Origin of the sequence: Rheinheimera sp., from assembly GCF_965283995.1 — a bacterium.
In the GTDB taxonomy this organism is placed as follows: Bacteria; Pseudomonadota; Gammaproteobacteria; order Enterobacterales; family Alteromonadaceae; genus Pararheinheimera.
In genome coordinates this window covers 2,551,929-2,574,138 of sequence record NZ_CBDIQG010000001.1, presented here as the reverse complement: position 1 = coordinate 2,574,138, position 22,210 = coordinate 2,551,929, and the positions used below count along the sequence as shown (strand labels likewise).

General features: G+C 47.0%; 12 protein-coding genes. 1 reads left to right on the top strand and 11 read right to left on the bottom strand.

Annotation, left to right across the window (positions count from 1 at the left end; translation table 11 throughout):
• Positions 1-2: 2 nt before the first annotated feature.
• The 10 genes from brxL to ACQ66Q_RS11440 form a co-directional block, all read right to left on the bottom strand.
• Positions 3-2,090, bottom strand: a complete 2,088-nt coding sequence (gene brxL, locus ACQ66Q_RS11485; RefSeq protein WP_430456936.1) for a BREX system Lon protease-like protein BrxL — start codon at positions 2,088-2,090, stop codon at positions 3-5.
• Between the two features lie 3 nt (positions 2,091-2,093).
• On the bottom strand, positions 2,094-4,616 hold the full coding sequence (locus tag ACQ66Q_RS11480) for a PglZ domain-containing protein (RefSeq protein WP_430456935.1): 2,523 nt from the start codon (positions 4,614-4,616) through the stop codon (positions 2,094-2,096).
• Entirely contained in the window at positions 4,613-8,881 is a 4,269-nt protein-coding gene (gene pglX / locus ACQ66Q_RS11475; protein ID WP_430456934.1) for a BREX-1 system adenine-specific DNA-methyltransferase PglX, read from the bottom strand. Before pglX ends, ACQ66Q_RS11480 begins: the two co-directional genes overlap by 4 nt.
• A 34-nt stretch (positions 8,882-8,915) precedes the next feature.
• On the bottom strand, positions 8,916-12,542 hold the full coding sequence (gene brxC, locus ACQ66Q_RS11470; RefSeq protein WP_430456933.1) for a BREX system P-loop protein BrxC: 3,627 nt from the start codon (positions 12,540-12,542) through the stop codon (positions 8,916-8,918).
• Positions 12,543-12,575: 33 nt separating this feature from the next.
• Complete coding sequence (locus ACQ66Q_RS11465) at positions 12,576-13,157, bottom strand: BREX protein BrxB domain-containing protein (RefSeq protein ID WP_430456932.1); 582 nt, start codon at positions 13,155-13,157, stop codon at positions 12,576-12,578.
• Positions 13,132-13,923 carry a BrxA family protein gene (locus tag ACQ66Q_RS11460; protein ID WP_430456931.1) on the bottom strand — a complete coding sequence of 264 codons (792 nt, stop codon included), beginning with the start codon at positions 13,921-13,923 and terminating at the stop codon, positions 13,132-13,134. Before ACQ66Q_RS11460 ends, ACQ66Q_RS11465 begins: the two co-directional genes overlap by 26 nt.
• Positions 13,916-14,458 (bottom strand): BrxE family protein, encoded by a 543-nt coding sequence (locus ACQ66Q_RS11455; RefSeq protein WP_430456930.1) that lies wholly within the window; start codon positions 14,456-14,458, stop codon positions 13,916-13,918. The genes ACQ66Q_RS11460 and ACQ66Q_RS11455 overlap by 8 nt, the downstream gene beginning before the upstream one ends.
• Positions 14,459-14,848: 390 nt before the next feature.
• On the bottom strand, positions 14,849-16,543 hold the full coding sequence (locus ACQ66Q_RS11450; RefSeq protein WP_430456929.1) for a methyltransferase domain-containing protein: 1,695 nt from the start codon (positions 16,541-16,543) through the stop codon (positions 14,849-14,851).
• Positions 16,544-16,710: 167 nt separating this feature from the next.
• Positions 16,711-18,576 carry a diguanylate cyclase gene (locus ACQ66Q_RS11445; RefSeq protein WP_430456928.1) on the bottom strand — a complete coding sequence of 622 codons (1,866 nt, stop codon included), beginning with the start codon at positions 18,574-18,576 and terminating at the stop codon, positions 16,711-16,713.
• A gap of 298 nt (positions 18,577-18,874) precedes the next feature.
• Positions 18,875-19,291 carry a hypothetical protein gene (locus tag ACQ66Q_RS11440; RefSeq protein WP_430456927.1) on the bottom strand — a complete coding sequence of 139 codons (417 nt, stop codon included), beginning with the start codon at positions 19,289-19,291 and terminating at the stop codon, positions 18,875-18,877.
• A gap of 161 nt (positions 19,292-19,452) precedes the next feature.
• Here ACQ66Q_RS11440 and ACQ66Q_RS11435 point away from each other — a divergent pair, with 161 nt between their 5' ends.
• A complete protein-coding gene (locus tag ACQ66Q_RS11435; protein WP_430456926.1) occupies positions 19,453-20,442 on the top strand; it encodes a tetratricopeptide repeat protein in 990 nt (329 codons plus the stop codon).
• Positions 20,443-20,943: 501 nt separating this feature from the next.
• Here ACQ66Q_RS11435 and ACQ66Q_RS11430 read toward each other — a convergent pair.
• Positions 20,944-22,143 (bottom strand): diguanylate cyclase domain-containing protein, encoded by a 1,200-nt coding sequence (locus tag ACQ66Q_RS11430; protein WP_430456925.1) that lies wholly within the window; start codon positions 22,141-22,143, stop codon positions 20,944-20,946.
• Between the last annotated feature and the right edge of the window lie 67 nt (positions 22,144-22,210).

Sequence of the window (22,210 nt, the reverse complement as noted above, 5' to 3'; positions counted from 1 at the left end):
AACTAAGCTTTGTAGATATCTACCTTGGTTTCCAGGCACTTGCGAAGTGACAGGTCATTCGTTCCAATACCAAACCAACTGTCAGGCTTTTGAAAGAAGTCCAAACCTCGGCCAATCTTTACTACCCAGCCATTGTCGATGCGAATTTCGCGATCATGCATATGCTCGTTGATTTTAATATCCAGCTCGATATCGATCTCCAATAAACTTTGCTTGAGCTCACCTAACTTATCCGACATCTCTTTAAGGTCAGTATCACTGTCATAACTGGTAATCAGCTGAATTTTCCGAATATTCGGAACTTTGACTATCGCTTCACAAAAACGAACGAAGTTTTGGATCTGATGAGTCAGTCGAATATACGGATCTTCAATGACTACAACCTTGCCGCCAGCTAAATACGGGCCAACGATTGATTCATAGCTGTAGCCAGTAGCACCATAATGAATGGTGTAATGTTGTTCAGTTAGTTGCGGCACAACCACAACAGGAGCACTCAAAGCTTGTTCGGTGGATCTAGCTTCGGTTGCTGCAATTACAGGCGTTCCAAACAGCGATTCAGGTCTGGAAACTGGTTGCTCTGTAGTTTCACCTGCTGCGTCATGAATATTCTTACGAACAGGCTCTTGGGTTGCCTGTGCCAGCTTAGATTCAGGGCAGAAAACAACGATCTCTTTGCCATCACTATTGAAATACGACAGATTAATCTTGGCAAATTCATCATCTGATTTACGCTTATTCATCTGCTCTTTTACCCGTCGACGAGCTTCAATCGCATAGGCCACATACTCTTCAAATTCTGCATCAGTAGCGGTACAACCTGGGTGTAAGATTTTTAAGAAGGCTGCAACCGTCTTCTTAATCCCTTTCTCGTCACGGCCTTCAACGGCTCTCCCTAAGCGGATCCGTTTTGTGACTTCCTCGTACCGATTGGTCTGCTTCAACTGATAATGGAAGGCTTCAGCTAAATAATCAGTGATAAAACCATAGTTACTGGTTAAAAACTCACTACTATTTTTTGGCATTTCCCAGCCGGGTAAATAGCAAGCGAATCGGTCCATTACTGCTAAATCAAACTCTTTAGGCAATGGTTGGAACAAGTCATAGACTTCAGAATTAACGATTTGCTCGACGGACAAATCTAAATTGCCAACAAATGCCATCGAGGCATCTGCAATAACCTCAACACCACGAGAGAAACGGCCATTCGCCATAAAGTCTTTCATGATCTGAATGGTGTCGTGGTCTTTGACTTTAATCCCACCAACTTCGTCAAATGCCACCGTATCCCAAAAGCCAACGAGACCGATTTTTTTCCGTTGATTGTTATAAAACAAAGTGGATTTCGTCGCTTGACCACCGCTAATCAAGGTTGAATACGGTGAGAACTCACTGAAGAAATAAGATTTACCGGTACCACGCGGACCTAGTTCGATAAAGTTGAAGTTGGGTTCAACCAAAGGCAACAATCGCGCGATAAAGTGCATTTTCATTCGAGGCGACAAGCGCGAAGGCTCTAACCCTACCGTGCGCAGAATAAAACTCATCCACTCATCACGGCTGCAAGCATTTCGCCCTTCACAGTACTGCTCAAAATTGAATCGACTTAATTGAATAGGCCGAAGGTCTTCAATGTAAAACGCATAGTCATCGTCTTCAATTTCGTTGTAAGCAATGGTCACTTCAGCCCAAAGCCCGCCTTGTAATAATCGATCATGGTCTCGATAAAATTTCTCGCTTATCGCCACTTTGCGTGAGTCGAAGTTTTCCAACGCAGCCCAATGGCGCCGGTCTTTTTCTACATAGTTGACATGAACTTTATCGATGAAGCGGTATTTGCCTTTGGTCGCGACTTTAGACTGAGCTTTATTGGCCTCATTCGGCCGAACATAATTGTCATTTAGAGTGTCAAGTACCGCTTCCATGCCCGCCTGGATCTCGGCTTCATCGTCACTGGCACAATAACGCGCTAATAAAAACTCCAGAACAAACGTTGGTACGTTCGTACCTTTTTTTATCCGATGTACTAAGTCTTTTCGCACAACCTTGCCATCGAATAACTGGTTTAGCTTTTCATCAATCGCGTCCATAAATTACACCGTGTAGTCCGTTTCAAGATCTAATTGGCAGAACGCTTTTAAAGTAGAAGGGTTTAACGCCTTCACCTTAAATTTGCCTTCAAATTCCAATTGCATTTTTAACGTGATTTGTTTTTTTTCATCAGGCTTCAAAGTAATTGTGCCTGTCGCCGGGTTAACTGCACCACCAGGCTTCGCTTCACCCACGACATTGCCACTTTTATCGTGCGCTTCCAATAAGATCTCAAAATCACAGCCCACCGAGAACATATCCTGGGTTTCGACTGAGATTTCAACAACAGGTAAGCGAGTGGTGATGCGAGTCGCACCATTCTTATAGGTCAACACCACATTTGCTTGTTCAAGCGGCGCTTGTTTAGCAATGGGCAGTTGAATATGAATTACAGGAACAACACACTCTTGTAACGACGCGCCACCATGGTAATACAACATGCCAGCCTTGTATGACGCCATCGTTAATGGACCGGCAAGCTTAGCAAAGTCACCACGAATACCTGCTTTCTCCGCAGCTATGGCAAAATGGTGTTGGTCAGCACTTCCATCACCCAAGCCGCAACGTTCATGGATGTTTAACCAGTCCCCTGATGGCTTATTGCAGGTGTCACCCGCCTGGGCATGTGTGTTCATAAAGAAGCCATGATCGGTAGCTATTACCACATCTCTAAATCCAGCATCTTTTAGCTTATGGATCGCCACTCGAATACGTTTTAAAGCACTAATGATTTCAGCAGGTGCCGTATCAGGCGTATTTTCAAAATGACTGTCAATTTCTACGCTGCGAAGAACCAATAATTCAGTGCCATCTTCAATCTTAAAGCGACTTCGAACAAAATCCTCTAACCGGCCTTCTTGAAAACGAGCCCCATAGCGTTTACGGATATGCTCCATGCGCTGCGTCACTGTTTTCACTTCTTGATCATGGATATAAGGGACTAATTTGCCGTCAACTTTATTTAAAGTCAGCCCTGTGCTGGCATCAGGCAGCAAACTTGCCATTCCCACCAGCGTAATACTGGGTAACTGGGCTAAAGCAGGCATTAACTCTACTTTGCCATCTTCCTGCAACTGTTGCTCCAACGCCATACCAAGCTCGTAACGCAATGCGTCAACCATCAGGTAAGCGACTTTGGTACCGCTTTGCTTCAGCTTAGGCGCAACAAGCTTATCAAATACTTCGGTGTTGGCTAGGTAACCTGGTTGTGGCCAGCCAGAACTTTGCAGGTGTTTGGTAAACACCAACTGCAATTTTTCAATTAAACGGCCATATTGCTTACGAACTTGCTGTTGCAAAGGTTGCATCAGGCCATGTTTGTCTTGCCAATCATAATCGCTAACGGCTTGCTCAAACTCACGATGTAACCTATCAACTTCCCTAAACTGGGCAATATAGAAAGCTAACAAGGAATCCATGGTCCGAGTGTTATCGGCAAGCACGCGCTCATTGTCCTGGCAGGCGGCAATCAAACTTAAGGCCGCGCGCAATAAATCCCACTGCGCCTGACTTTCCCCTTTTCCTGTCCAAACCGATTGGGCATGGCGGGATAAAATCTGGCGAACCTTATCAGTATCGTCTCGCAACAAAGCATCGATAGCCTGGTGCAAGAAAGTGCGCTCTTCAAATGGAAATGTATCACGCTCCCCTAAGTCAGCAATGGCAACACACGAATCTCTTAAGCCAAGCTCGTTTTCAACGGCTTCTGCCCGCTCAATGTAAGTTGGACGTGTCCGGCGATCGCTTCGTAGCCGCTCACAAATATCTTCTATAAGTGGCTTGGCAGCTTGATTGGCTTTGGGTACGTCAGTCAATTGGGTTGGTAATGCAGCTGGTAAGTCAAATACAAACTCACTAAACAGTACAAAGCGCCATACTTCATCGGCAATTGCAGACCAGGTTTTCCCTTTGGTCTTTAGTTCAAGGCCAATACTGGCAGTCAGCAATTCTTTTAATTCAGTTACCCACGTTTCATTACCTTTTAATGCCGTCAGCTGCGGCTCGCTAGGTACCAATAGGCTAAATAAAATGTCTCGCGTCGATTCAACTTTTAAAGTTGCACGTAAATTTGGCCAGTTTAAACCACCACCAATGGCATCAATCACTGCAAAGCTTGGGTTTAAATCACGCTCAAATACTGCCCTCACCTGTGTGGCATAATCCGGTTTTGCTTTCAGGCAAATACTAAGGAAGTTATCGCCGTCACTGGCTGGAAACACTGCGCCGCACGCTGCATAGAGTGCATAAGGGTCGCGCTGTTTTTCTTCGTCTTCCAGCGGTTTTTCGGCGGGGACATACACTAACAACTGAGCAAGTTTATGCCCACCCAGTTCTGTCAGTGTTTTGATGGCTAGGGTTCTTGCATGAATGCTCGACTCGGTAGCATCAACTACAACACATTTTTCGGATGCTAAACCTAAACAGGTCTCGCGATACCGCAAATCAGGGTCATAGACTACCAAAACCTGGCTCTTTTCTAATCTTGGCGTCAAAAGTTGCTTTTGAATAAACTGCTGAATACTCATAAAGCCCTCGCGCTTTTAATTTGCTTAATGAGGTTTGAAATTTCTATGTCAGTGAATGGCTTTGGTTGCCATTCATACTTACTTTCACCAGTCGTTTTGCTACCACGTTTTGCTGGTACTTCCACTTCATGCCAAAAGTAGACTTCAACATCATGGGCAATAGCTAGGCTGCGGTCCTGATGGCACTTACGTAGAACACGATCCGGCCAAATGCTGCACGCAAGATGTGCCCAATCGTATTCGCCTTGTTCCAGGCTTTCCCAGGTTTCTTTTAGCTTTTTCTGCCAGGCTTTGTGTTGGAATAGCTTCCATAATGGTGCGGCGGTAATTTGCACGCCGTCGTTTAAGTTAGGTTTCCAGAATTTAGCGATGCGCAGCAATTCATCACGGAAATCGCGAAGCTCATTGGCTAAGTCACTTAGTTTTTCCAGGTCCTTTTCTTCATGGGTGCTGCGTGCAGACTTGCTACGCAAAATGTTCAAATCTTGTTCTACTAGCGCAAGCTTGGGCTCTACGTGATCGTTAACGCAGCTGTAGACTGTTTGCTCATCCAAGCCGTGGTAATAAATCCAAATGGTATAGGAACTAGAGGGTGTCTGTAGCGGCCAATATATCGGAGCCTTTCTTCTACTTTTAGAGTAATTTGACAGATGATTATTAAAAAATAGCTTTGAATCACAGAAGTAATTGCTGATCCCCTTACCTGGCAAAATATCAAATAGTGAGAGATCATAACTGTCAAAAATCGAGGAAATTGCCGCTTCAAATTTAGAAGAAAAATCAGTTGCTGTTTCGTCGATGCTTAATACAATATTTGAAATATGCTTAAAATGTTCTTTAGTATGACTACTGAAGCCCGAACCGTTTATAAAACAATCTAAATCAAATAAACCACCAGATTTAAGAAAACTCGAGTCGAACCTACCAATTAGTAAACCGAAAATCTCAGACGCAATACTACTTACGATTTCCGAAATTCTTACAGAGTCCTTTACGGGATCGTACTTTTTCAAAGTTGAAAGTGGGTTAACTTGGTATATATGGCTAATGATCTCAATTTTTCTATCAACAAAAAACATTTTTTTTGTCAACCATCGACTAGCTCCATGGGTTTCAATTGCTAGGTCAACAATATCTTTTTCATTCCCATACATTAAACTAATCCCAGACGATGGCACATCGCCATGTGGATATTCCATCGGGTGCGGCCCTACCTCTTCTCTTATAAAAGCTAGCTCTTCAGATGAAAGAGATAAGAAATCTGTTATTTTTTTATCTATGAAAAAAGAACATTGTAAAGCTTCGAAAACATCTTCTTTTTCTTGAATTAAAAGTACACGAATAGACGCTTTTGATAAATCCTCTAACCGAGACACATACGGCTTTGAAAAAATTCTTGACGACTCATCAAAATTAAATTTTGTTATAGCTCTTTCCAAAAGTTTCAATGCATTAATTTGTATATCGTTATCATTAAGATAGCTCGCAGGTACAGTAGGAACTCCCTCAATAATTGATGTTGTATATCTTCGAGCGGCACCTCCGGAGGCTGATACATCTCCTCCTCCAGTGGCAATGTCTATAAAAGTTTGCGCAACTCTGGATGTAAGATATGCCATTGACCCGATTAGGGTTTTAAGCTCTTCGCTATGCCATGATTGCGCATTGTGGCTGTATATTGTCCCGGCAGGAAGAAATTTTGGTGCAAATGCGCTTGCAGTTCTTACAGTATAAGTAACACCCTTTTTGAAATATGTATCAGCATTCTTGATGACAAAAGACCAATTACCATTCAAATATGGATATTGATGAGATATATATGCTTTCAACTGCTTACCATCAATTCCCCAATCTACAGATAAATGAATATCATCAAAAAATGGACTGTACTCACCGCCTTTAGAAAATGGAGCCCACCGGTTGCTACTTGATTCCCATGCTAGTCGTACAAAACGAAAATCATCAGCGGTTGCCATGCCCTGTCTAACTTTTGATACTTCCTTCTGAAAGGAAGGCATTTCCTTATACCTAAGAATAAATTTGGGTGGAGCCCAATAAGCTAGTGTTGAGCTTGGAATTATTTCAAGAAGGCTCTGTGGAAAAACATATGTATTACTAGGCATTTTTCTTATTAATGCATCTTCAAGAGATGTCTCTTTATCTTTCGAAGACAAATGACGGGAGGCAAAAATATAGTTATTTTGATTGCGATTACGTTCTAATACATAGGCAGCGGCCTCAACGAGTGCATCATCAAGAACATTAAGCCCAAAGTCACCGAAACAATTCATCTGATTACAAAAAACAATTTTTTTCCGCCAGCTTTCACTGTCACCAAAAAAGAATCCCGTGCGCGCACTCAAAACGCCTTGCTTTCCGCATGAGACTAGCAATTCGAAAGCTCTTTCGACAAAACATTGAAGAATGTCTTGTGCACTGTCTGGGTATATATTTTTTATTTGCTTTTTAGTAGAACCTGTAGGCTCACCAAACGGTGGATTCATCAACACGACGTCAAACCGTTTACGGCATAAATCAATAAAGGCAAAGCCTTTTGCTGCATCCTCAGCAAAAAGTCGTTTTTGACCTGCTGTAGTTTCTGCCTGCTCAGCATAATCACTTAAAGCCTGCAAAATACGCTGCTCAGCATCATCCCAAAAGCTTTCGTCGTTAATGCCGCGCAAGTCAAAACCCAGCGTGGTTTGTGGAATGGCAGCATCCAGTTCAGCTTGAAATAAATCGCTGGTACCGCGACTACCTGATTGCTTTAGCCATTGCTCACGAGCTTCTTGGATCGCCGTTTGAATTTCTTCTTCGATTTTGAGCAGCGTACCGGCCTCACCAGCTAACTGCATCTTGTCGAAAATAACCTCTAACAGCTGCCCTAATACCGGCGGGTTCAGCTTACTAGTAAATTCCTGCAATAAGGCTTTTTCGCCTGGCATCGGCTCGGCACAAACGATATTCGATTTAACAATGGTTGGCCGCTGCTGTGGTTTAATCCCTTGCTGGTTCCATGCGCGCTGGGCGCGTTGCCATAAACTTAGCCCAGCGATTTGTACTGCTCGTGGGTCAATATCGACGCCATGAATATTGTGCTCGATAATCAGTTTAGGAATTTGCTGCTTAAATGCATCTAGCGACACATAGCTTTCTTGTAATGAGGCTAAGCCTTCCTCCCGGGTAAAGGCGGCAGCACCAAATTGCTTCTCTAACTGCCAAGCTTCCAGGTAGATGCGCTCAAATAAGTCAAAAGCATATAAACCAAAATGCATAGAGCCGCAGGCTGGGTCTAGCATGCGAATGGTACGCGGATCTTTTAACGGCCTATGTGGAATATAAACAGGTTGCTTTAATAGCTCTTCCTGGCTTAACGCCTCATCATTTAGTTCTGTCTCCGGCGCAATTTGACCGGGTTTTAAGAAAATTTCTGTTGGCCTACGTACCAGATATCGGCAGCTATCTGCTAAGCCGGTATTACCCTGGGTCATCTCATACCAAATACGTCCCAGGGTATTGTCAGTTAAGAACTCGACAACGTAACGCGGGGTAAAAAACTGATTGCGAACTGCAAGTTCACGGCTATTGCGCGGCGCCTGTGATTCGGCGCGCATTTGCTTGCGCTCTTCCTGCGAGTTGAAATATTGGTAAATCCAACCAATGGTTTCGTCCTCAGCCCACAGGTGCTCGATGTCAGCATGGTTTATCTCAGCCAAAAGCTCTAATAAAGCGCTTTCCCTGGGAAACAGCCGGCCTTGCGCGCTATGGCGGTCAAACAGGACTGCGAGATCTAAACTGAACTCGTCGAACAAGCTAAACAGATAGTTCTTGTATGCATCACCGGTTTCACCATGTGCCGTACCAGACAATTGCCGGTAAAGTTGAAAGCCTTTTGAGCTGTGTGCTTTGGCAATAGATTCCAATAAAAAGCCACGGGCTTCCGCCATGCGAAGTGCCGACAAGCGGTTCAGCACGGTAAAGGCTTGCTCGCGTACGATGCGATCAAGCACTTGCTTAATACGATCTTTTTCAGTTTTACCCGGTGTGGTTGCCAGGTAATGCGCCAGTGTTTCACGCAACAAATGTGCTGTTTGTCGCTGCCGGTTATCCAAATGGATTAAGCTTTTGATTGGCGCATTAGTGCCAAGTTTCGGGTCTAAACCATACGTTGCTTGCAGTTGCCGGGTAAACTCTTCACTTAAAATGGCCCGCGCGCTACTGACAAATTTTTGCAAGCGATTACGGGTACTTTGATCAAATGCCATTTATGACTTCCTGTTAAATGTGTTCACCGGGCTGTTATTCGCCAAGACTAATTTCCAGTTCAAACTCATGGGCGTAGTGCAGCTCGCCACGTAATTGCTCTAGCTGGCTAATGAGCTGGTTCAGTTCTGTCAAACTGGTAATGTGTTTCTTGGCTTTCACACTACGGGTAATTTTCTTTTTACCTTCTTTGGCAGCAGCCGCTTGTTCTTCACGCAGTTTGTCTTGCAAACGCTGCTGGCCTAAGCGTTGGATACGCTGCTTGAACTGTTGTACTTGGCTTTGGATGTTGTATTCCTGGTTTACTAAGGTCCGTAACCCCTGTAAATCACTGCCGGCTTGGACTGAAAGTTTCTCTAAATCAGCCAATAAATTGTTTTGCTCTTGCTGGGTCAGCTCTGCCCATTCTGCGACACGAGTTAACTCTTGCTCCGCATCAACAATACGTTGCTGTTGTTCGTTTTGCAGGCTAATCGCCGTATCGCGGACTCGTCCTTTGATGTGGGTTAAATGACTGGCAAATTCAGTGGTGTATTTAAAGAAATCCGCTGATTGCAAGCGAGAAACGATATCGCTTAACGGTTCAGTTAATTCTTCTTTTAATGAACCCGGCGTACCACTGGCAGGCAATGAATCAATTACGCCGCGATAATGTTGCAGGTCGTTTAGAGTCACTTCTAAGCCATTTTCCAGGCTGCGTTTCAGTTCTGCTGCCCATTTGAGGCTGTGGTATAAATTAGATTCTTCGCTGCCCAGCCGTGCCGGGGCATCTGATGCATCCGTGAACAACACGTCTTTAATATCGTTACCGAGTGAATTTATCCGTTCAACACCAGGCAAATGCAGACGGCGCAGTTTTTCAGCTAAAGGACCGTACTGATATTGCAACTGCGGAAACAGTTTAATGGTCGCCTTACTGATTTCATCCTCCAGCGGCACCACCATATCACCACTTAATTCCGTCAGGCGTTCAGCTGCTCGCGCCATAACTTCCATACTGGGGCGTTCTTCACGAAGCGATACACCCACGGTTCTAAAGGTATTGTTAGTTTTAAGTGCTTCGATTGCCTGCTGGCCATTAACTGTCACTTCACGGCCAGATACTTTTAGTTTGATTTCACCGGCAACCAACATGGCAGCCAGTAAGTAACGTAAAGTGTCTTGTGACCAACCATAAGGGGCATCGGTAAAGATATCGGTGAGTCGCTTACCTTCAATCGTCCCCTGGCGTTCAATCATGTCACGAATACTGGTGATGGCTTTATGATCGATGTTAATGGATGGGCGACCACCACTTCGCTGCACCAACCCTAAAGGGTCAATGTCACTTGTAATACCAGACAGGCTATTGGTACTTAGGAACTTTTCTGCAAGGTTAGTGTTGACCCGCACAGATGCTTCGCTGTATCGGTCAAACACTTGTTCAGCCACGTTATTTAATTGTTTCTTGGCTGCATCTAACAGTTTCAAATCTAGACTTTCTACTGCACTCACTTCGCCACGGAAGATAAAAGAGCCTTGTGTTAAGCTTCTGCGTAACAGCCCCTCTAATTCAGCCATTTTCCGATTAGCAATGTCACCTTGGCTTTCGCAATACTGTTTCACTTCCTGGTCTGGTTCGCTTTTGTATTTGCTTGCGATTTCACGACAACGATAGATTTCGCCCACTAACTCATCAATATCATGAGTCGTTCGGCCAAGCAGGAATATGGTGTATTGCGATGATTTATGGCGGCTTTCATCGGTGAGACGTGCTTTAACCGCGTCATAATCTTTTGGTTCTACTAATTCAACGATGGTTTGCACTGGGTTACGTTCACCTGCCAGTGAAGTCGGCACGCCAGTACTATTTTGGGCTTTTAAACCGGTTTGAACACTCAGACTGCCGTGCAAATTTACGCTGGGTAGTGGTGCATAGGCTTCGCGCAGCGCCTCATTTTGAATGCGGCGAAGTTCAATACTACGTAATGGAATATTTGCGCGCTCTTGTTCAATATCATTTAACTTTTCACTGAAAAAACACAACTGACCTTCTTGTTCACCAAAAGGTACAAATGCATCGCTAATTAATTCATCGACTGCTTGTTTCACCGCGTCGGCATTAGATGCATCGCTGATGCCTGCATGCATTAGGCTGGTTACGTTCTGAATAGTGCGAGGTAAATTGTTGAGTATCTGAAGGACACAGACCGTTTTAGCGATATTCTGATGTAAATCAGAATTTGGGAAGCGGACCTTGACCTTATTAACAACTTGATACAGTGACGCATATGCCTTCTCAATGTCTTTACGTAATGCATCAAATAAGGTCACAGTATTGGCAAGCCAACCGACTTGTTGATTCGCAATCGGTGTCTTGCCATCAGCGCCTTCGACCAATACATCCTGAATAACTTTAATCGCTGAACGAAGACCAATACCACCCGTTGATTTAGCCAAAGCACCCAAGAGATGCAGCAAAATGTCAAAATGGGCAGGCAAAAACGGATAGAGATTAATAAAAGTTTGCTTATCAAAATCGGCACCATAGGCACGCGCATCAACCAGCTTTGTGTGATTTCGCAGGGCTTGACCATATTTATCAAACAAGCTCGCCAGTTCAGTTTCACCGGATGGCGATTTGCCAAGTAAACGGCTATAACAAATCTCTTTAATGTCATTCGCTTCCAAGTCAATTTGGATCGGGAAGCGGTCTTTTAGTTTGTATAGTTCTGGCGAGTTTAAGGACGCTTTAGGGTCATCCTCTGTCAGTGTCTGTTGCGCTGTACCAATGACCCAGACTTTACCATCACCAATGTTTTTTAAATTTTTAGCCAGACCATCAAGGTTCAAGATCAGATTTTGCCGAGAGCCAACATATTGACCGACTTCATCGATTATAAAGATGATGTGCTCTTTACCTGAAGCCTCTCGAGCAACTTCAATCATTTCTTCAACGCGGTCATTTTCAAAACGGATAACTTCGCTAGTTTCTGTTGAGAAAGACGACTCAGTTTTAAAAAGCGAAGGGTACATCTGGTGTGCCAATGCAGGGATCACGCTATCGACAATCAGCTCGTTGTTACGATAATCATCCCAATCTAGGCCCTCCGTGTACTCACTGAACAGCTGAACAAATTCCTGATGGCGTTGCTCTTTCTTCAACTTGCGTTCAAACGCTGCAACTTTCAAATTTCGCGAGTAGCCCGCCCATTGCAGCACTTTGTAATAAAGCACCGTCGACACTTCTTCCATTGTCGCGCCAGCGACTTGCTCACTCGCTAAATCGAGCATCAGAACCGCTGCTGGGAACCGTTTTGCGACGGAGGACAGTAAGGCTTTGGTGGTGGATTTCTTCAGCCTGTCTTGCAAATGCTGGATAAATGGAATGCCATCAATTTTGATATTGTCATCAAACGCTAGACCAAGATATTTGGTAAAGGAGCTTTTACCAGACCCATAGAAGCCTGATACCCAGACGCCAACCTCATTTTGGCCGCCAGCTTCCATTGCAGCTTGCATTTTTGCGAGCAGCTTTTCGAATTGCTCTTCGATGCTTTCAGTTACAACGTATTCAGAAATTTCTGCCTTGAGACGCGCCTCTTGCGAGATGCCATAAGTGATAACTTTTTCAATAGCACGGTAAATATCTTTGTTGTTATCGAATAGTGATTTGATTTCCATTTCTACTTCCTAAATCTTGTTGTAAGCGGGTGATTAGCCACCAACGTGTTCTGAGCGGTAATTACCATCTTCTGGATAAAAACCCAAAAATTTTAAACGGGTTTTCCCGGTTCTTATCCCTGGGTAAAAAAAGACGGTTGGCACGTGGAACTTACCCTGCAACTGACTTTCAATAGAGCCAATACGCATATATGGGTGGAGCGCTTCAATATCTGTGACTAGCAGGATATTCTTAGGCTTGCCTTCCAGTTCGCTAAGAACCGCTTCAAGCTTGTTCTGCAAAGCATTTTTCTTGGTTAGCGCTTCAGCCAATGAGTTGTTGGTTTTTTGCCATTGCAAAGGGGCTGCTGAGTCCTGCTTTTCCCAAGTTCTTTTGACAAAGGGTGGCATTTCATCGAATACCTCCTGAATGGCTTGGGCGATTGAAAAATGATGCACCGTCCACCCATCGTTCTTTAGCTTAGAATCCCAGGCTGGTAGCAGACGCTTTACTTCCAGGATTTGCTCAGGCCGGAAAATAAGATAAAAAATCGGCTCAAAGCTGGCGTGAATGAACTCACGGCCAGCTCTCACTTTTTCCATTAATTCATTAAAGTCTTGTTTCAGTGATGACATTTACCACCTCATCCATAGTTTTGAACTGCCAGCTAATCCTTGTGACATCAGCGGCGGACTGCACGATCATCCAGTTATGCTTTGCTAATTTTTTGAATTCTTCACGAACATCATGCGGCTCCAACCCAAACAACTTCCAGCTGTCGTGGTGAATGACTGCATTGTCACCAAGACCAGAAAAATGCAGCAAATGGGCTAGGTAGAGGGATGTTGACTGTTGTAAGCGCACTGGTTGGATAGTTCGGTTAGAACTTCGAGCAGCTGAAAGCAAACCATAATCGGCACAACAACCTAACAGATAAGAGGATTGTCGCTTGATCGTGATCTCAGACCACGGCATTTGGGTTTTACCTTCACGAACTGCGTTTTCGACAAAGCGGTGAGCATCTTCCGAACTAACCACATCTTGGCCTGAAATGTACTTAGACCAATATATTTCGACAATAAAATCAAGGAGTAACCTATTCGACATAGCGGTATGCAACAAGAGGAATTGGACAAATGCACTACTGTTTAGGCTGATTGACAACGGTTTTAGAAGAGTGGCTACGCTTGTTTTTAAATACCTAGGCGAAAAGCATTCTGCAACGATATTTCTCAACCGGCGTGCAGCAATGTTTGGAAAAATGCCTGAACTCAAAGCTTTTTCGATTAAAGTATTACTATCCATACCGCCTTCGTAAATGGATAGCAGTGCCTTGGTTTCATCAACCAAACCTAAACCTGCACTGAGCCGTGTTGCATATTTGTTCTCCACCTTAATCATGCGAACCTCGCATGTAAGGGAAAGAGCGCTTACCTTGCTCAAAAGCACTGAGGTAACAACCTGCACTCGTCCTTATCAACTGTTCTAAACAAGACTCGTCAAAATTGCCGATATTTACTGGCCCGTCTTCGGCATTTGCTTTAATAGCTAGTTCAGTCAATCGGCTGAGTGCATTCTCTTTGGAGCTAAGTGTATTTCCCAATGAATTTGCCAGTGTCATTTCTCTGACTGCACTCGCGATACTGCGCTCAATCGAGACTGGTAACCTGAAGAGATGATAATTGTGACCGATACCCACACTCTCATCGTGAGCAAGCAAAGCTGCTTCACTTACACCATGGTATTGGGCCAGCAATGTGGTTCTTGGATAAGGATGGATTAAAAAAACACCACTAGATGTCCCTAAAAAATTACTGTCCCACCAGTTGAATTGATTCTTTTCACCCAGGTAGCCAATGAGGAGTTTGAGCTCAGCAATTAGTTTGTAAATGTTCTTTGTCATTTCTTTCCTGGTAGTGGTTAATTTCAGTTGCATGATTGTCTCTGACTTAAATGCAAATAGCTCGTGGGGTTTTAACTAAAAAATGGGCTCTGGAGCAATGTCTATTGGATGTTAAATTAAAAAACAATCTAAGAGCTCTAACTTTGAAATGATATGGCCAGTAGGATACCCGGATGGACCTATAAAAGAAAATATCTATTCACAGCAAGGCGCTTTGACTCCATATATCCATATCAAAGCAATTAAGCATAAAGGCAAGGATATCTGAGATCAGCAGAAAACCAAAAGCTGGCTATCCGTACATGTCGCAAAACCGTACAGTTGGTTTGAGTTGATAACTTTAAGTAAAGTTTGGGCGTTAATTTACTTAGTATCGCGCTTTGGCGCTTTGCCATTTTAGTCGGTGGGGTAACGATTTGCCCCCTACCACTCTGCCACCTGCAGCCGCTGTTTAATCCCTGCCGACTGGAACTGCAGAGCTTCAAATACAGCGTCGAAATCAGTGCAGTTGTAGGCGATGTTAGGTAGGGACAACGCGGCTTCGACAAAGAACCTTATTTGCTCGGTTTCACTGTGCCAGGCTTGTTGCCACCAGTCGGTGATTTGGCTGCGCGAGGCGTGCAGCCTGGACTGGCTGGGTAAGCGGTCGCTTTTCTTGCGGTTCTCTTCGCAGCTGGCTGGCAGCAGGTTCCATAAATCGTTGTTGGGCCAGTAACTAAATGGCAAACAATGGTCGATGTCGTAGCTGTACAGCGGTTTGCCGCTCCATACACTGCGAACGTCATGCCCGGCACCACGCAGCGTTTCTACTTTCTTCCTGACATAGCCTGTATCGTGTTGCCGGTCGAGCCAGCGCAGGTGATGGTGGTAGGTATCCAGCGTGAAACCCTGCTGCCGGTTCAGTTCATACTTTTGCATTTCGCTGACCCACTGCTGCACCAGCAAAGGTTCAATCCAGCAGCCGTAAACGCGAAAGCAGTCCCACATCGATTCACTCAGAACAAAATGGCCGTAACTATTTAAAAACGGCTTATCGATCAATACAGTGCTTTGCCGCTGTATCTTTTGACGCAGCATACTGAATAGCTGGTTGTCTTTTTGCCCCTGCCAGATATAGGTGACAGGCCCGTCTTTGATGGTTTTTAGCGTATCGCTGAACAGTTGTTGCAACGCTTCGGCGTCGGGGCCGGTAAATAGGGTTCCGACCGCGAAATCGTCGGCGGTTAGATGCTGTAATGCCTGCCAGCCGCGCTCAGTGACAAAACCCAGACCTTTCGCCGGGTCCGAATTTTGCTGAATATTGTTGTCGACCAGACGCTTAAATAAGCGGATCCAATACAGTGCGACCAAGCCAAGCGAAATAGCTACTTTGCCGTCTTGCCGGTCCAATACTACGCCGGGATGCGCGTCGGCGATCCTGACCAAGGTGCGCAGTAGCGCTAGCTTGTAGGTTGATGATTTGCTGTCATTGAGCACGATGTGGCGAATTCTGCTGAGGCTGGCGCTGCCATCGTCGGGCAGTTCCAGCACCAGTGTTTGCCACTGCACACCGGCACGGCCGCCGCTATCTGCGGTCAGCGCGCTGACAAAACTCAGCACCAGACCAAACTGCCGGGCCAGCTTGGCGATTTCATCGACACTGACCGGAAACGACACACGGCCATCGCTGAAGTCACCAAAACGCAGGCTGAGCACAAAGCGCCCGCCAGGAGCGAGTAAATTGGCAATTTTACGAAAAGCGCGTTCGCGCTCGGACGGCGCCAGGTGCATCCAGACGGCGCTGAGCAGGATGGTATTAAACTGCAGATTGAGCTGATAAGTGGCTTTGAGTTCAGGCAGGCTGTCGCTCAGCCATTGCACTCTTGATACAGAATGCTTATCGGTTTTGCTTTGTCCGATGCGCAATAAATCGGCTGCAGGTTCGGCGGCGATAACCTGACAGCCGCGCTCTGCCAGCCATAAGGCATCGCGGCCACTGCCGGCGCCGATATCCAGCACCATGCCGTTGTCAGGCCAAAATTGCTGCCAGCTTTGATGCACTTGCACAAAACTCAGCGCATCATATTGCTGTGCAAATAAGGCGGCGCCTTGATGGTAAATATCCAGCGTTTTGTTCATCAACTTCCCTTTAGATCCCTCAACGGGCTGGCACTTTTGTACCAATATTCACCAAACTCTGCAATCCGGTTGGTCATATGCAGACCACGCAAAATGCCCATCCAATCAAGTCGTTAGGACAATAAGGCTCAATAACCTCAGAAAAACGCTGTGTATCGCTGTGAAACCTACGCCATCGTCAGCAATGGCACACAGATGTCTGCCATACATACCTGCTGCCGACCATTGCCCTTCGCTCTGTACAGCTGTTCGTCAGCCTGACGGATCGCTTCCTCGATGGCCTGCTCATCATTGATTTCATGTTGTATGTTCAGAGCTGCAGTGCCGGCAGAAAAGCTGACGCTAAAACCGATTTGGCTATCCTGCAAACACATCTGTTTAAAGCAGTGCTGTAGCCGTTGTAACAGTGAGGCGAGCGCGTCTGCATTTTGCTGCGACGTCATCAGGATAAACTCTTCGCCACCAAAACGGCCGACTACATCGGTTTGGCGCAAGGTGGCCTTGGCCGCATCGGCAAAAGCGCGCAGCACTGCGTCGCCCGCCTGATGGCCGTGTTGGTCGTTGATTTGTTTAAAGAAGTCGAGGTCAATCAGCGCCAGTGCCAACGGGAACTGCTGACGTTGCGCCAACAGTTTTAATTGCTCGGCCTGGCGCAAAAAGGCGCGGCGGTTTAATAGGCCGGTCAGTGGATCCGTGTCTGACAGGCGCTGCAGTTTTGTACTCAATTGACGGCTACGCACCAGATACAGCGACAACACTGCTGCAACGACAAAACCTGCTACCGCGATGGTCAGCAACAGGTAAAAACGTAAGCTGGCTTTTTGTTCCGAGGCCTCCAACAGCTCTGCTTGTTTTAATTGCTCAGCTGCAATAGCTTCATCTTGCGCAAGCTTGAGACGAACTTGATAGCTAGCACTCATCAACCGGCGAGCGTTTTCGGCAGCTTGTTCGCGAAGTCGCATCAGGTTTTCTGCTGCAGCCAGGGCTTTGTCAAATTCACCCCGCTCACGATGAATACGCTGCATTAAATCTGCATGCTGCCAACGCCCCACCATGCTTGCTTTACCTGCCATGCGTTCAGCCGCATCAAGATCACGTTTTAACAAAAAAATCCGTGCCGAATAGTAGTAATAGCTAACGGCGCAGTCCGATTTTCCCTGCTCCACTTCGGCTGAGGGGCTTGCTTCGGCAGCGCTAAATTTTCCGTTCTGTGCATCTGCGAGCTCAATCATCTTTTTTAGCCGGTCGGCGCAATAGACGGTTGGATCTTCGATCAATGCCTTTCTGGCAAAATCGACCTGCTCTGCAAACGGCAAAAAATCTAAGTTAGAAAGATTGGCGTAAACGACTGCGATATTAAACTTCTGATCGAACTGCCGAAGATGGTCCACCATCTGCATCGATACTTGTTTCGCTTGTTCAACATCACCAGACTTGCCTGCAAGGGTAGATAACTCAGTCAGAAAAGGAATTAGCAGGCCAATTTCATCACATTGCTGTCCATGATGTTTTTCAAGCTGTTGGGCAAATTTAAACAATGGCTCTGGAATACGCTCATAGGCATGCTGTTGGTAATACAAATCCAACAGGTTTTGCAGATAGCCGCTGTACAACCATAAATCGTCCTGCAGCGCCTTGTTACCAGACAAGTTTTCCAATATGGCGATGGCTTCTTCAGTTCGATTACGATAGGTATATTGATAAAAACTTTCGAGGATCTGTGAATAGACGTACAAATCGGGGGTTCGCTGCGGATCGAACAAGGGTTTGGCTTTGGCAATATTCGCTGCGAGCAGGTCAGCCGATTTAAACATCTCGCATTCTGCTTGCGTCAGATACAGCTGTGCCAGTTTGGCTGGTGCTTGTTTCTGCTGCGCAATCCCTTCGGCCAATAGCTGCGCCCAAACATCTTCGCTAGGACAAGGCGTAGATAGTTGCCCCCGTAACTCAACCCGTTCGGATTGTGACAAATCACTTGCAACTGCCGCCTTGACCAAAAAGATCAGTAACAGAACGCTGAATGTTTTAAACATCAAACACAAATTCCTCAAACGGCAACTACTTAACCGAACCGATTTTTGCCCAGATTCTCAGCCACCTGCAACCGCTCTGCGAATAAAGCGGCGCCCTGATGGCAGATATCTAACGTTTTGTTCGTCGGCTTCCCTGTAGATCCCTCAACGGGCTGGCACTTTTGTACCAATATTCACCAAACTCTGCAATCCGGTTGGTCATATGCAGAGCACGCAAAATGCACTTTCATTCAGGTCTTGAGAAAAACAAGGCCACTAATCCACTCACTTAATGAGCAGAATAACTCAGCGATTCCCCTCAGCCCTCCTCCACCACCAACGGCGTCCACAGCTGTTTCCAGCGTTCGGTTTTGCTGTCTGCCGCTAATAATCTGGGTTGCACTGTCATAGCTGCGACGAAGGGGGGTTGCGGTTGCAGCAAGCTGGCGTTGATAGCGCCGACGCTGATGTCTGCTTCGCGATAGCAGACGGCGACGACGGTTTGGCATTGGCTGCAGGCGAGGAATTCGGCTTGTTCTGAGCCTTGTTTTAGCCGGGTCAGTGCGCTGTTGGCGCTGATATGTAGTTGGCCGTTGGGGTCTGATAGGTACAGCAAATCGCGGGCGGTGCAGAAATCACAATCGCAGCGCCTTGGTGCATAACTGCCTGGCGGTTGCGGCAGCTGGATGTTACAACTGACTGCGCCACAACGGCAGGTTCCGGTCACTGCGTGCATCTGTCTGTCCTGCTGGGTTGCAATGCTGCCACATTAACGGAACTCGATGCTGTTGCCCAGTAGGCTAACTTCTCTGCTATTTTTTCAGCACAGCGACGGGCAATCAGCTGAGAGACACAATGTCTACACGAAGCCATGCCGTTTTCAGATGCAGAGGGACGATGAAAAAAATCCTGCTAGCCGTGTGGCTGCTTCACACCAGTACGTCCAATGCGACGGACGCCTTCGACAAAGCCCGGGCTGCGGCGCTGACGCAGCCAGCGGAAACTGTGGCGTTGTTTGAACAACAGTTGCCGGATCTCAGCAGTACACCGGCCTGGCATCAGCGTGATTGGCTGGTACTGGCCTCGCGTGCTTACACCCGACTGAAACAATTTAGTCAGGCCGAACAAAATCTGCGGCAGGCTGATCAGCTGCTGTCCGCAGGTTTGAGTAAAACCGATTTGTTGCTTGCGGCTGGTTTCGTCAATTTTATGCAGCAGAAATATCCGGCGGCGTTTTACTGGTATCAATGCAGTGCCCGCTTTGATTTGCCGCCCATCGAGCAAGCGCGGGTCGGCACGAGCCTCGGGCAAATCAGCTATATGCAAGGCGATTTTGCTGCAGCCAAAATCCATTTCGAACAAAGCCTGACGGCGGCGACTTTATATAAACAAGCGGCGTTGGTGGCTTTGCTACAAAACAATCTCGGGCTGGTGCTGTGGCGCCAGCAGCAATATCAGCCCGCATTAGCCCGGTTACGTCAGGCGATGTATGGCTATACCCAGCTGCAGGAACCGTATTCATTGCAGATGGCTTCGCTGAATTTACTGACAGTGGTGGTCGCGCAGCAAGACTGGCCGGCGTTTGACCGTTTTGCCGCGGGTATCAGCAAAAGCATTGATGACAAAGCGCCGGCTGAACTACAAAACTATCTAGCGTTGCTGCAGGCGCTGCGCCAGGCCGCGCGGCCTTTGCAGCCGGCTGAGGTGCAGCATCTGCAGCAACTGGCAGCGCCTTTGCAAATTCCAGGTTTGGTGCAAAACGCTGCGTTGCTGTTGCAACAAGCCGGTGCGGGTAACGGTATCGCAGCGCCACCAGCGTTGGACCCACAGCAGGATTTACGCCTGCCGCAACTGGAACAGCATTGCGGGCCTTATCACGCAGAATAACAGGTTGTTCAACAAGTTGAGGCGAGCGGGGTCTATCGTACGGCGTGTGACGCCCAGCGAGCGTTGCTTGCCGTACCTACCACCCAAACAAGATCGTAGGAGCGGCAAGCAACGCCCGCTGGCCACCACATGACGAACATCAGTGAAACCAAAATGACCAAACAAGATCGTAGGTACGGCAAGCAACGCCCGCTGGCCACCACGTGGCGTACATCCATCACATGACGAACATCAGTGAAACCAAAATGCCCAAACAAACCGTAGGTACGGCAAGCGAAGCGTCGGCGTACATCCACCACGTGGCGTACATCAGTTAAACCAAAATGCCCAAACAAGATCGTAGGTACGGCAAGCAACGCGCCGCCGTACATCCATCACGTGGCGTACATTAGTGAAACCAAAATGCCCAAACGAACCGTAGGTATCGGCAAGCGAAGCCGCTGGCCACCACGTGGCGTACATAAAGCACGTGGCGTACATTGGTAACCGCATGTCGGTGCATTACCCCCGCCTTTCGTCGCCGTTGTATAGCCGGTAGCCATTGCGGCCATGTTGTTTGACCTGGTACATGGCGCTGTCGGCTTTTTCTAATAATTCGGCCAGTTCCTGGCCGTGGCGCGGATGCAGGCTGACGCCGATGCTGGCGCCGAGTTCGTAGCTGTGTTGGTCAATTTGTACTGGCTGACGCAGTTGTTTCAGCAGCTTCTCGGCGATCTCCAGCACGTGCTGTTCCTGCTCGATTTGGGTGGCGATCACGACAAATTCGTCGCCGCCGATGCGGGCGCAAATGTCGGTACTACGTAAACAGGCCCGCAGCCGTTTCGCTACTTCCTGCAGCACTAAATCACCGGTTTTATGGCCGGCGTTGTCGTTGATGGGTTTGAAGTTATCCAGATCGATATAAAACACCGCCAGCGCCTGGTGCGGCCGGTTGGCTAATTGCAGCGCCTGTCCAAACAGCACATCAACATATCTTTTGTTGCTAAGGCCGGTCAGCGGGTCGTGATAGGCCATGTCCAACGCTTTGGCTTCGGATTCGCTCAGGCGCCGGACAAACAACACGATCACGGCGCTGAGGATCAGCAAATACTGCAGCATGGCCTGCACAGTACCAAATACAAAGCCTTGCTGCCGCCAGTCCGGCAACCACCACAAATACAGCGGCACGATCAGGCTCCAGTGCAGCGCCAGCAGGCTGACTACAACAACGATGCTGGATTTCAGCCACTGCGGCAGCCGGATCCGGCTGCGATATACCGCCACGGCCAGTAACAACAAGGCCACAACGTTCAGCACTGCCAACCCCAGATCATAAGGCACCCGCGGCAAGCCCAACTGGCCATAGGCGAAGATCCAACCCAGCGCTAAGCCCACCAGGCCGTACAACCAGCGATCGGTCAGCATCCGCCTGCCGCCAGGTAAATACACTGGACCGAAAAAGCGGAAAGCACCGAGCAATAACAGCAATTTTTCCAACGTGATAAACACGGCATACCAGAGCAGACCGCCGCTCGCGTCGGATTCAGTAGGCAGTAATAACATGGCTAAACGGGCGCAACAGGCGGCGAGTGCTGCACCGGCCCAAAAGGTAATACCGGGATTGGTGCGCGGCACCAGCCGGGCACACAAAAACAGCAGAAACAACATGAAGTACACGGTACTGCCGACCGCATGGATGGTTGGATACAGCATAAATCGCATCTGCCTTCTGAAAATGAGACCTGGATAAAACGCGATTAGATAACACTGCTGGTGGAATCAGAATAAA